We start from the raw sequence: 11,241 nt of genomic DNA, 5'->3' as shown, positions 1-11,241 counted from the left end.
TGAGCTGCCTACAAAAGGGACCCGCCCATGTCCTTCGCCCCGTTCGACTGGATCGATGAGGAGGCGCGCCGCCGCGCGGACGCCGGACTCGTCCGGACGCTCCGGCCCCGGCCCGCCGTACCGGAACTGCTGGACCTCGCGAGCAACGACTACCTCGGCCTCACCCGGCATCCTGAGGTGACCGCCGCGGCCGCCGAGGCGGCGCGCCGCTGGGGCGGCGGCGCCACCGGCTCCCGGCTGGTCACGGGCTCCACCGCGCTCCACGCCGAGCTTGAACGCGAACTGGCCGATTTCTGCGGTTTCGAGGCGGCCCTGGTGCTGTCCTCGGGCTACGCCGCGAACCTCGCGGCGCTCACGGCCCTGACCGGCAGGGGCTCGCTGATCGTGTCCGACGCGGGTAATCACGCCTCGATCGTCGACGGCTGCCGGCTGTCACGGGCCGAGACCGCGGTCGTGCCGCACGCCGATCCGGAGGCGGTCCGCAAGACCCTGCACGCGCACCGGGGCCGGTCGCTGGCGGTCACGGACTCGGTCTTCTCGGTCGACGGCGACGCCGCGCCCCTGGCCGAGCTGGCCGACGCCTGCCGCGCGGAGGACGCCGCGCTGCTCGTCGACGACGCGCACGGCCTGGGAGTGCTCGGGGACGGCGGCCGGGGAGCGCTCGCCGCGGCCGGCCTTGCGGGCGCCGACGGCGTCGTCGCCACGCTCACCCTCTCCAAGTCCCTGGGCAGCCAGGGCGGGGCGGTCCTCGGCCCGGCCCGGGTCATCGACCACCTGGTCAACACGGCCCGTACGTTCATCTTCGACACCGGACTCGCCCCGGCCGCCGTGGGCGCCGCCCTGGGCAGCCTGCGGCTGCTGCGCCGCGAACCGGCACGGGCGGCCAGGGCCGGTGCGGTCGCCACCGCGCTGTACGGGCAGCTGACCGCGGCCGGTCTGGCGACGGTCCGCCCCGACGCGGCCGTGGTCTCGGTACGCGCGCCCTCGGCCGAGGCCGCCGTCCGCTGGGCGGCCGACTGCCGTGCGGCAGGCATGGCGGTCGGATGTTTCCGGCCACCGTCCGTACCGGACGGCATCTCCCGGCTGCGGCTGACCGCGCGCGCCGACCTGACGGACGAGCAGATCGCGTACGCGGTGGGCGTCATACGGAGGTACGCCCCGGCCGGCTGACCGGCCGGGGAAGCCGTCATGCGGAACGCCCGGGCCGTCGGCTCAGCGGACCGAACCGCCGTTCAGGGCGGTGACGAAGGACGTCCAAGCCGCCGCGGAGAACCGCAGGGGCGGCCTGGACACGTCCTTGGAGTCGCGCACGGCCAGTCTCCGCCGGCCGAAGGGCGCGGTCTCCACGCAGTTGTTCATTCCCGTGCTGCGGCTGCTGCGCCGCCAGCGTAACGCGTGCTGTGCGAGGTCATCCGGCATGAAGCCCCCCTCGGGCAGTCCGGGTCACCGATCGTCGCGGCCGATTGCGGCGATCAGGTCCAACGAGTGCTCCGGCGACAGCGCGTGTGCCTGCAAGGTGCGGAAGGCCGAGCTGTACGCCTCGAGGTCTTCTTTCCGCTCCAGGTAGAGGCTACTCGTCAAATGGTCGAGAACGACCACATCCAGATCAGAAGTGTTCGGAAAAGAGAAGATAACGAAAGGTCCGGTGAGGCCGACATAGCCGCCGACCGAGAAGGGCAGCAACTGGAAGCACACGTGCGGAAGTTGAGCCCCTCGGGCGAGGTGGCGCAACTGCTCCCGCATCACCCGCCGGCCGCCGACCTCGCGTCGCAGCACCGCCTCGTCCACGACCACGCTCAGCCTCAGCGGAGGATCGCTCCGAAGGACACCCTGCCGCGCCAGGCGCACTTCCACCAGGGAGTCCAACTGTCCGACGGGCAGTCCGTCGAGGGTGGCCCGGGTCACCGCGCGGGCGTAGTCGGCGGTCTGCAGCAGGCCCGGCACCACCGACGTCTCCAGCGTGCGGGCGGTGCGCGCCTGTGACTCGAGGCTGATGAAGTCGCGGTACTGCGGCGGGATGAGACCGCGGTACGCGTGCCACCACCCCGCGCCCCCGCCGCCCGCGGAACCCGCGAGGGCCTCCAGAACCTCGCGCAGCTTCGGGTCCTCCGTGCCGTACGCGTCGAGCAGCCGGGTCACGTCACGGGGCTGCACCCCGCTCACGCCGGTCTCGATCCGGCTGACCTTCGACTGGTGCCAGCCGAGCAGACGAGCCGCGTCCCGGCTCGTGAGTCCCGACGCGTGACGCAGACTCCGCAGCTCCTCCCCGAGTTTGCGGCGTCGTACCGCGGGGCCGTGCCGCATGGGCGCCTCCCTCCTGCCGAGCGGACAGTGTGCCGCCCTGACGGGGCATCCGGGGCAGAGTTCACCGCTTCGAGCGACAGATATATGCATATCTTGGTGGATCGCCGTTACAGAAGGCAGCATCAGTGGCAATCTGGCGCGAAGCACAACCCGGACCATCGATCGCGGGGTCGCTTCCGGGTGGGAAAGGGACGGCTCGCCATGGCAGACCATCAAGAAGCAAGCGTCACTCTGCCGAGCGAGCCGGTCTCGGTCTCCACGGCCCGGAGATACGTGGCCCGGGTACTGGCCGAATGGGGACTGCCCGAGGGCACGGACACGGGCGAAACCGTCCGGCTCATCGTCTCGGAACTCGCGACCAACGCGGTCCAGCACACCTTCGGACTCTCGCCCACCTTCACCGTGGATCTCCGGCTGGAGCGCGAGGAGCAACTGCGCCTCGGCGTGACGGACAGCCACCCCCGCCGGCCCCAGCGGCTCCCGGCGGCCGTGCAGCAGGACAACGGCCGCGGCATGGTGATCATCCGCTCGCTGGCCAAGGAGTACGGAGGCCGGCTGACCGTCACCCCCACCCCGGACGGCGGAAAGACCGTCTGGATCGCCCTGCCCTGGCACGTCCCCGTGGCCGTCCCCGTCGAGCACTGACGGGCCCTCGTCCCCGCCGGATGCGCACCGCAGGCCGTCACGGGGAGGCCGCGGCCCGTCCGAATCCGCTGCGCAGCAGAGCCCGCAGGGTCGCCGCCGCGGCGCTCGTACGGTCTCCGCGGTGCACCACCGAGATCGTCCGGCGGAACGCGGCCGGCTCCAGCCGGCGGACGGACAGCGGCGTCGGCGACATCGCGGCCACCATCTCGGGCACCACCGCCATTCCGATGCCCGCGCTCACCAGGGCGCATACCAGCGCATAGCCGGGAGACTCACAGACCACGGCGGGGAGCGCCCCCGCCTCGGCGAGCGCGCTCTCCACTCCGCGGCGTGGCGGATGCGTGGGGGCGCTGCTGATCAGGGGCCGGCCCGCGAGCTCCGTCACCGGGAGCCGGCCGCTGCCGTCGGCCAGGACCTGCCCGACGGCCGTGATCAACACCAGTTCCTCCACCAGGAGCGGTTCGGAGACGACGCCCGGGGGCGGCGTCGTCGCGGCGGCGGCGGGCTCATAGGCGTGACTCAGGGCCAGATCCACTTCGCCGGCCGCCACCGCGGCCACCCCGTCCGGCGGCTCGTAGTCGGTGACCGCCAGCTCGACGTCCGGGTGCGCCCGCCGGAACGCGCTCAGGACCGGGGGCAGCAGATGGATGCCGGCGGTGGTGAAGGTGCCGACCCGCAGGCGTCCGCCGGAGAGTCCGGCCAGGCCCGCCAGTTCGTGGCGCGCCTGCTCCATCTCGTCGAGGACCCGCCGTGCGCGCCCCGCGAGAAGCTCGCCCGCCGCCGTCAGCCGGGCACCCCGGTGATGGCGCACCAGCAGGGGCGCCCCCGCCTCCCGCTCCAGCTTGGCGAGCTGCTGGGAGAGCGCCGGGGCGGTGTAGCCCAGGCGGGCGGCGGCCCTGGTGATCGAACCGGCCTCGGCGACCGCCACCAGCGCCGCGAGCCGTGTGGGGTCGTACATTAAGCGTTCCTTTTGGCAGGCCCCAGAGATTGCAAGTACATGCTAAAGGCTCTCCGGGTCCAGGGTGGAGCCATGGACACCCAACTGACCGCCTTCGTCGGGGTCGCCGCCGCCATGGTCGCCCTGCCGGGCGCGGACTTCACCGTCGTCGTACGCAACGCCCTCGTCTCGCGCACGGAAGGCGTGGCGACCGCTCTCGGGGTCGCCGGGGGCCTTCTCGTGCACACCGCCCTCGCTGTGGCCGGCCTCGCCGCGGTGCTCGTGGCGGTGCCCGCCCTGTTCCGCACGGTCCAGATCCTGGGCGGCGCGTACGTGCTCTACCTGGGCATCAGCGCCCTGTACGCGGCCCGGCGGCGCCGCGCGCGGATGGCGGAGCCCGGGCAGGAGGACGGGAAGAGCGAGCGGGCCGCGAGGGGGACCGGGCGGGCGCTGCGCCAGGGATTCCTGACCAACGCGCTGAACCCCAAGGCGCCCGTGCTCTTCCTCAGCCTTCTGCCGCAGTTCGTGCCGGCCGGGGCCGCGCCCCTGCCCAGGACGCTGCTGCTCGCCGCGATCGTCGTGCTGATGGCGCTGATCTGGTTCCCGGCCGTGGCACTCCTGGTGGACCGCCTGGGCCGGTGGCTGCGCCGGCCGCGTACCGCCCGGGCGATCGAGGGCGGCAGCGGAGCGGCACTCACCGCACTGGGGCTCGTCCTGGTGACGGCCCGCTGCTGCCCTGAGGCGGGCGTACGGTCCGGTACGGGGGAGCGGCATCAACGGACCCTGCCGTAGGAGACGCTTCTCGTCCAGATCTTCTCCAGACGGACCACGGCCCCGGTCTTGGGCGAGTGCCAGATCTTGCCGCCGCCCGCGTAGATGCCCACGTGGTAGATGCTGCGGCCGGAACGGAAGAAGACCAGATCGCCGCGCTGTCGCTGGGAGGACGAGATGTGGCGGGTCTTGTTGTACTGCTGCTGTGCCGTGCGCGGGAGCTTCTTGCCCGCCTTCTTGAACGAGTACAGCGTCAGCCCGGAACAGTCGAAGCGGCTGGGCCCGGTGGCGCCCCACCGGTAGGGCGCCCCCTTCTTCGACGCGGCGATGTTGAGCGCCTTCATCGCATGCGTCGCGGCCTGGGCGTCGGTCACGGCGCCGGGAACGAACAACGTGCCGCCGACGGCGGCGAGAGTCATCACCGAGGCCGTGGTGGCCCGGGCGAGCAGAGACGGGACATGAACCTGCGCAGTCATGCGCAACCCTTCGTCAGCCGCCTGTGAAGGATGACCTGTCGGGTTCGGGCCGGCGAAGTCGCCCGGCCGCGTATGCGGCTTCACCCCGAGGGTCGACCGGAAATCCGGTCGGCCCGTTGTGCTGGGTCCTCCACTCCTGCCGATCCACTCCTGTCGACCAGGCATCCGGACGGCGGCAGGACTCGGCGTCCGCCCGGACCGCCCCGCCGCGGTGGCGGGGGCTTGTCGTCCCAGGGATCTTGACTCACCGCGTGCCGGATTTCCGAGGTGAAACAGCTATATGTGAGGCTCATCACGGATGGCCCGTTCGGGTGGGCGGGTGACTTTCGTGGAACGGCCGGGGCTCGCCGGCCGGTGCCGTACCAGCGACGGAACGGGAGATTCCGCCCCTCGTCCCCTTCGAAAGCGCAAATCGAGTTGTCCCTCGCGCGAGGGAACGTCTACGCCGAACGAGCGAGAAAATTCGGTCCATGTGCCGGGCGTGTCGGTCCGGGGCGCTCAACTCGGAGGGGCGGGCGGCACGGTGACCCGGCCGGAGCGCCGCTCGCCGTCCAGAACGCGCAACGCCCGGGTCAACGTGGCCGCGTGGATCCGTGATTCGCCCCGCTCGTGCATCAACGCGAGCGCCTCCCGCAGCGCGACCGAGTACGAGACCAGCGCCTGGGCGGCCCGCAGGGCGCCGTAGGTGTCGGCGCCGTGCACCGGATTGATCCGGCCCACCTGATCGAGGACTTGCAGGTAGCGGTCGATGAACTCGCCCTCCGCGCGGGTCAGGGCGGGCAGGGGCGCGAACTCCGGCGACTCCACGGCCACATCACCGTGCCGGGCGCGGAAGGTGGGGCAGTCCGCGGTTCTGGACGATGTGGTCGATCAGCCCGTAGTCCTTGGCGCCCTCGGCGTCGAGGATGAGATCGCGCTCGGTGTCGGCGGTGATCTGCGCGGCGGAGCGGCCGGTGTGACGGACCAGCATGCCGGTCAGCGTCTCGCGCATCCGGGCCAGCTCCCGCGCCTCGATCTCCAGGTCGGACGGCTGCCCCTGTACGGGCTCGGCGAGTTCGGGCTGCTGCACCACGACGCGCGCGCCCGGCAGGGCGTGCCGCCGGCCGGGGGCGCCCGCCGCCAGGAGCACGGCCGCGCCGGCCCCCGCCTGGCCGAGGCAGAAGGTCTCCACCTCGCAGGCGAGGAACGCCATCGTGTCGTAGATGGCCGTCATGGCTCCGAACGACCCACCCGGGGAGTTGATGTAGAGCTGGATCGGCCGGTCGGGCGCGTCGTGTTCCAGGTACATGAACTGGGCTACCAGGTCGGTGGCCGCCGTGTCGTCCACGGGCGTGCCGAGGAACACGACGCGTTCGGCGAGCAGCTTGGAGTACGGGTCGAGCGTGCGGTTCCCCTGAGAGGTGCGCTCGGTGAACTCGGGCAGTACGTGGCGGGCGGCGGGGCGGTACATGGCGGGCCTCTCCTCCGAGGTGCGCGGGGCCGCGAAGACGCCGCAGCACGTCTGTAAAAAATGTACAGGACGTACAGAAGGTTATGATGGGAGCATGGCGTATGAGATTCCGGTGACGCAAGCCCGGGCCGAGCTCGCAGAACTGATCAACCGGGTCGTCTACGGCGGCGAGCGCGTGGTCGTGACGCGGCACGGCAAGCCGCTCGTGGCGCTCGTATCGGCCGCTGACCTGGAGCGACTTGAGAGCGAGGAGGCGGCCGAGCGGGAACAGGTGATCCGCTCGGTCTCCTCGATCGGCTCCTCGGCGTCCGCTCCCGGCGAACGGCATCGCTTCGGGATCGCCGCCGAGTACCAAGGTGGGCAGGGCCCGGTCGACTGACCGAACGCGCAGGGGCCGTGCACCTCCCCTCGAGGGAGGTGCACGGCCCCGGTGCGTTCGGCGGTCAGCCCGCCAGGGCGCGCTCTCGCGCGGGCGCGGGCTCGGGCGCGTCCGGGGTGCCGGGCCGGCGCCGGCCGCCGACGATCGCCGCGGTCAGGCCCAGTGCGGCCCACAGGCCGAGGGTCAGGGCCGCGCCGCCTGCCGCACGCCCGTCGAAGAACGCGACGGAGCGCAGCAGCGAACCGCCCGCGCCCGGCGGCAGCCACTGGCCGATCACCCCGACCGGCCGGGGGAGGAGTTCCGGCGCGCTGGTGACGCCCGAGAACGGATTGCCCACGAGGACCATGACCAGCGCCCCCAGGCCGATGCCCGCCGGTCCGATCAGTGCGGCGAGCCCCGCCACCGTCGCGCCGATGGCGAGCACGGTGAGGCCGAGCGTCCCCGCCTCGGGCCACCAGTCGCCGGTGATGACCCCGAGCCAGCTGTCGGTGAGCGCGGCGGCGATGACACCCACCAGGGCGGCCACGCCCAGCAGTGCCGCGACCGCGTGCCCGCCGCGCAGCCGCAGCAGCGTCACGGCCGAACCGGTGGCCACCCCCGCGATCGCCAGCGGCAGGATGCTCGCGCCGAGCACGCTGCCGCGGGGGTCGGCTGCCGGTGCCGCCACCACGTCCGTGACGGGCGCCACGGTGCCCGCGGGGGCCGACGCGGTCACCGCGTCGCGCAGCAACTGGGCGACCACGGGGCCGGCGGCGGACGCGGTCAGCAGTGCGGGGCCCTTCGGGCTGACGACGACCGCACCGTATACGGACCGGTCCTCGATCGCGGTGCGGGCTGCGGCCTCGGACGCGTAGCGGTGGATCTCGAAGGCGCCCTCGTGCTGTTCGAGCCGCTGTTGGAGCCGGTCGGCCGCAGGTGCGGAGCCGGCGACTCCCACGGGGAGGTCGCGCGGAGCCATGCGGGCGGCGGGCCAGGCGAAGGCCCAGAGGGCGAGCGCCACCAGGACGGGGACCAGCAGGACGACCGCCACCAAACGGCGGTTCGGGGCAGCGGACATGACGGGGGCCTCGATTCAAAGAGAAGGATCGTTCGTTTTACGTGCGGCGCCACTGTCCCGTCCGCGGGGAGCGCTTGTCAAGAAGGAACGTTCGTTTTAGATTGTTCCTATGGCCCGTGTATCCCAGGAACACCTCGACGCCCGCCGGCGGCAGATCCTCCACGGAGCGGCCCGCTGTTTCGCCCGCGACGGTTTCCACGCCACCTCCATGCAGGACGTGTTGAAGGAGGTGGGACTTTCGGCCGGTGCCGTCTACCGCTACTTCACCGGCAAGGAGGACCTGATCGCCGCCATCGCGGGAGAGGCGGTCGGCGGGGTCCGCCAGGCGTTCGAGCGCGCCGCACGGGTAGCCCCTCCTCCCGCCCCCGATGTGCTGATCGGCCGTGTGGTGCGCACCCTGTTCGGCGACGACGCGAGCGGGCGGGGCGGACTGGACCGGCAGGCGTACGCCGGGCTGATCCTCCAGGTGTGGTCGGAGGCGCTGCGCAGTGAGCGCCTGGCGGCCACGCTCGGTGAGGCGTACGCGGGTCTTCGGGCCTCCTGGGCCGAACTGGTCGGGGAGTACCGGGCGAGCGGGGTGCTCGCGGCCGGTGTGCCGGACGAGCACGTGGCCCGCACGCTGATCGCCGTCGCCCAGGGCTTCATCACCCAACTCGCCCTGTTCGGCGACGCGGGACCGGAGGTCCTGGAGAACGGCCTGCGCGGGCTGATGTCCATGGATCTGCAAAAGGTCAGTTAACGCGCCGGAAAAACTTCGGCTCTAACGTGCAATACCTCGCCGTGCGGCACCGGTCCAGCCTTCAACAACCTGTTGAAGGCGGCTAGTGTCTCGCTGCACCCGGGGCCGGTACCGGGCGGACGACGATGAGGTGGACACGTGCAACTGACCCCGCACGAGCAGGAACGCCTGCTCATCCATGTGGCCGCGGACGTGGCCGAGAAGCGCCGCGCGCGCGGGCTGCGGCTCAACCACCCCGAGGCCGTCGCCCTCATCACCTCCCACCTCCTGGAGGGTGCGCGCGACGGGCGTACCGTCGCCGAGCTCATGGCCTCCGGCCGCAAGGTGCTCACCCGCGACGACGTCATGGACGGCATCGCCGAGATGATCCACGACGTGCAGGTCGAGGCGACCTTCCCCGACGGCACCAAGCTCGTCACCGTCCACGAACCGATCGTCTGACGGGGGCGCTGATGATTCCGGGAGAGATCCTGTACGCGGACGGGCCCGTGCCGCTCAACGCGGGCCGGCCCGTCACCGGCCTGACCGTGCTCAACGCGGCCGACCGGCCGGTCCAGGTCGGGTCGCACTACCACTTCGCCGAGGCCAACCCCGGCCTCGCGTTCGACCGCGGAGCCGCCCGCGGACTGCGGCTGAACATCGCCGCAGGGACCGCCGTCCGGTTCGAGCCCGGCATCCCCGTCGACGTCGAACTCGTCCCGCTGGCCGGGAGGCGCATCGTCCCCGGCCTGCGCGGAGAGACCGGAGGGCCCCTCGATGGCTGAACTGTCCCGCGCCGTGTACGCCGACCTGTTCGGCCCCACCACCGGCGACCGGATCCGTCTCGCCGACACCGCTCTGCTCGTCGAGATCGAGGAGGACCGCTGCGGCGGGCCCGGACGCGCGGGCGACGAGGCGGTGTTCGGCGGCGGCAAGGTGATCCGTGAGTCCATGGGGCAGGCGCGCACCACCCGCGCCGAAGGCGCGCCGGACACCGTGATCACCGGCGCCGTCGTCATCGACCACTGGGGCGTCGTCAAGGCGGACATCGGCATCCGCGACGGCCGGATCACCGGGATCGGCAAGGCCGGCAACCCGGACACGATGGACGGCGTCCATCCGGACCTGGTGATCGGCCCCGAGACCGAGATCATCGCGGGCAACGGCAAGTTCCTCACCGCGGGCGCCATCGACGCCCATGTCCACTTCATCTCGCCGACCCTGGTCGACCAGGCGCTCTCCAGTGGCATCACCACCCTGGTCGGCGGCGGCACCGGTCCCGCCGAGGGCACCAAGGCGACCACCATCACCCCCGGGCCCTGGCATCTGGCCCGGATGTTCGAGGCGCTGGAGGCGTACCCCGTCAACATCGGCCTGCTCGGCAAGGGCAACACGATGTCCCGCGACGCCATGCACTCCCAACTGCGCGGCGGAGCACTGGGGTTCAAGATCCACGAGGACTGGGGCGCGACACCCGCTGTCATCGACGCCTGCCTGAGCGTCTGCGAGGAGACCGGGGCCCAGCTAGCCATCCACACCGACACGCTCAACGAGGCGGGGTTCGTCGCCGACACCCTGGCCGCCATCGCCGGGCGGACCATCCACGCGTACCACACCGAGGGCGCCGGCGGCGGGCACGCTCCCGACATCATCAGCGTCGTCTCGGAGCCGTACGTCCTGCCCAGCTCGACCAATCCGACCCGGCCGCACACCGTCAACACCATCGAGGAACACCTCGACATGCTGATGGTGTGCCACCACCTGAACCCCGCCGTGCCGGAGGACCTGGCCTTCGCCGAGTCACGGATCCGGCCCTCGACCATCGCGGCCGAGGACATCCTGCACGACCTCGGCGCCATCTCGATCATCTCCTCGGACTCGCAGGCCATGGGCCGCATCGGCGAGGTCGTCCTGCGCACCTGGCAGACCGCCCATGTGATGAAGCAGCGGCGCGGAGCACTGCCCGGCGACGGACGGGCCGACAACCGTCGAGTCCGTCGCTATGTCGCCAAATACACCATCAACCCGGCGGTGGCCCAAGGGCTCGACCGGGAGATCGGTTCCGTGGAGACCGGCAAACTCGCCGACCTGGTCCTGTGGGATCCCGCCTTCTTCGGGGTCAAGCCGCAGCTGGTCATCAAGGGCGGCCAGATCGCGTACGCGCAGATGGGCGACGCCAACGCCTCCATCCCCACCCCTCAGCCAGTCCTGCCACGACCGATGTTCGGGGCGATCGGCAGGGCCCCGGCCGCCAACTCGTTCAACTTCGTGTCGGCCGCGGCGATCGAGGACGGGCTGCCCGAGCGGCTCGGACTGGGGAAGCGATTCGTACCGATCACCAGCACCCGGGGCGTGACCAAGGCCGACATGCGGGAGAACGACGCGCTGCCCCGGGTCGACGTCGACCCCGACAGCTTCGCCGTGACGATCGACGGTGACCCGGTGGAACCGGCACCCGCCACCGAACTGCCCATGGCCCAGCGCTATTTCCTCTTCTGAGAACG

General features: G+C 71.8%; 15 protein-coding genes and 1 riboswitch. Of the genes, 8 read left to right on the top strand and 7 right to left on the bottom strand.

Annotated features, from left to right (window positions below; translation table 11 throughout):
- Window positions 1–27 precede the first annotated feature (27 nt).
- On the top strand, window positions 28–1,170 hold the full coding sequence (locus E6R60_RS10695; protein ID WP_136326235.1) for an 8-amino-7-oxononanoate synthase: 1,143 nt from the start codon (window positions 28–30) through the stop codon (window positions 1,168–1,170).
- 42 nt (window positions 1,171–1,212) lie between these two features.
- Here the strand turns inward: E6R60_RS10695 and E6R60_RS10690 are convergent, their stop codons facing one another.
- Window positions 1,213–1,419, bottom strand: coding sequence for a DUF397 domain-containing protein (locus E6R60_RS10690; protein ID WP_136326234.1), 207 nt, complete (start codon window positions 1,417–1,419; stop codon window positions 1,213–1,215).
- Window positions 1,420–1,443: 24 nt separating this feature from the next.
- A complete protein-coding gene (locus E6R60_RS10685) occupies window positions 1,444–2,304 on the bottom strand; it encodes a helix-turn-helix transcriptional regulator (protein ID WP_136326233.1) in 861 nt (286 codons plus the stop codon).
- A 201-nt stretch (window positions 2,305–2,505) separates the two neighbouring features.
- On the opposite strand from E6R60_RS10685, the gene E6R60_RS10680 reads away from it, so the two are divergent.
- The gene (locus E6R60_RS10680) at window positions 2,506–2,949 is read left to right on the top strand and encodes an ATP-binding protein (protein ID WP_136326232.1); all 444 of its coding nucleotides are present in this window, start codon (window positions 2,506–2,508) and stop codon (window positions 2,947–2,949) included.
- A 37-nt stretch (window positions 2,950–2,986) separates the two neighbouring features.
- Here the strand turns inward: E6R60_RS10680 and E6R60_RS10675 are convergent, their stop codons facing one another.
- Window positions 2,987–3,907: a LysR family transcriptional regulator gene (locus E6R60_RS10675; RefSeq protein WP_136326231.1), complete on the bottom strand. Its 921-nt coding sequence runs from the start codon at window positions 3,905–3,907 to the stop codon at window positions 2,987–2,989.
- Between the two features lie 72 nt (window positions 3,908–3,979).
- Here E6R60_RS10675 and E6R60_RS10670 point away from each other — a divergent pair, with 72 nt between their 5' ends.
- Window positions 3,980–4,678: a LysE family translocator gene (locus tag E6R60_RS10670; protein ID WP_136326230.1), complete on the top strand. Its 699-nt coding sequence runs from the start codon at window positions 3,980–3,982 to the stop codon at window positions 4,676–4,678.
- Here E6R60_RS10670 and E6R60_RS10665 read toward each other — a convergent pair.
- From E6R60_RS10665 to E6R60_RS10655, 3 genes are all read right to left on the bottom strand, one after another.
- Window positions 4,660–5,133, bottom strand: coding sequence for a C40 family peptidase (locus E6R60_RS10665; RefSeq protein ID WP_136326229.1), 474 nt, complete (start codon window positions 5,131–5,133; stop codon window positions 4,660–4,662). The two genes, E6R60_RS10670 and E6R60_RS10665, sit on opposite strands and share 19 nt — an antisense overlap.
- 3 nt (window positions 5,134–5,136) lie before the next feature.
- A riboswitch (cyclic di-AMP (ydaO/yuaA leader) is annotated at window positions 5,137–5,331 on the bottom strand.
- Window positions 5,332–5,631: 300 nt separating this feature from the next.
- On the bottom strand, window positions 5,632–5,940 hold the full coding sequence (locus tag E6R60_RS10660; RefSeq protein WP_136326228.1) for a hypothetical protein: 309 nt from the start codon (window positions 5,938–5,940) through the stop codon (window positions 5,632–5,634).
- Between the two features lie 7 nt (window positions 5,941–5,947).
- Window positions 5,948–6,583, bottom strand: coding sequence for an ATP-dependent Clp protease proteolytic subunit (locus E6R60_RS10655; RefSeq protein WP_136326227.1), 636 nt, complete (start codon window positions 6,581–6,583; stop codon window positions 5,948–5,950).
- A 94-nt stretch (window positions 6,584–6,677) separates the two neighbouring features.
- Here E6R60_RS10655 and E6R60_RS10650 point away from each other — a divergent pair, with 94 nt between their 5' ends.
- On the top strand, window positions 6,678–6,962 hold the full coding sequence (locus E6R60_RS10650; RefSeq protein ID WP_136326226.1) for a type II toxin-antitoxin system Phd/YefM family antitoxin: 285 nt from the start codon (window positions 6,678–6,680) through the stop codon (window positions 6,960–6,962).
- Window positions 6,963–7,026: 64 nt separating this feature from the next.
- On the opposite strand, the gene E6R60_RS10645 is transcribed toward E6R60_RS10650, so the two are convergent.
- Window positions 7,027–8,019: an ABC transporter permease gene (locus E6R60_RS10645; protein WP_136326225.1), complete on the bottom strand. Its 993-nt coding sequence runs from the start codon at window positions 8,017–8,019 to the stop codon at window positions 7,027–7,029.
- A gap of 109 nt (window positions 8,020–8,128) precedes the next feature.
- On the opposite strand from E6R60_RS10645, the gene E6R60_RS10640 reads away from it, so the two are divergent.
- The 4 genes from E6R60_RS10640 (at window position 8,129) to E6R60_RS10625 (ending at window position 11,236) form a co-directional block, all read left to right on the top strand.
- Complete coding sequence (locus E6R60_RS10640; RefSeq protein WP_136326224.1) at window positions 8,129–8,758, top strand: TetR/AcrR family transcriptional regulator; 630 nt, start codon at window positions 8,129–8,131, stop codon at window positions 8,756–8,758.
- A 138-nt stretch (window positions 8,759–8,896) separates the two neighbouring features.
- Window positions 8,897–9,199: an urease subunit gamma gene (locus tag E6R60_RS10635; protein ID WP_136326223.1), complete on the top strand. Its 303-nt coding sequence runs from the start codon at window positions 8,897–8,899 to the stop codon at window positions 9,197–9,199.
- Between the two features lie 11 nt (window positions 9,200–9,210).
- Window positions 9,211–9,522, top strand: a complete 312-nt coding sequence (locus E6R60_RS10630; RefSeq protein WP_136326222.1) for an urease subunit beta — start codon at window positions 9,211–9,213, stop codon at window positions 9,520–9,522.
- Window positions 9,515–11,236: an urease subunit alpha gene (locus tag E6R60_RS10625; protein ID WP_136326221.1), complete on the top strand. Its 1,722-nt coding sequence runs from the start codon at window positions 9,515–9,517 to the stop codon at window positions 11,234–11,236. The genes E6R60_RS10630 and E6R60_RS10625 overlap by 8 nt, the downstream gene beginning before the upstream one ends.
- The last annotated feature ends 5 nt before the right edge of the window (window positions 11,237–11,241 follow it).

The organism is Streptomyces sp. A0642 (assembly GCF_004795105.1).
Classification (GTDB): Bacteria; Actinomycetota; Actinomycetes; order Streptomycetales; family Streptomycetaceae; genus Streptomyces.
This window is presented reverse-complemented; position numbering and strand designations above follow the sequence as displayed.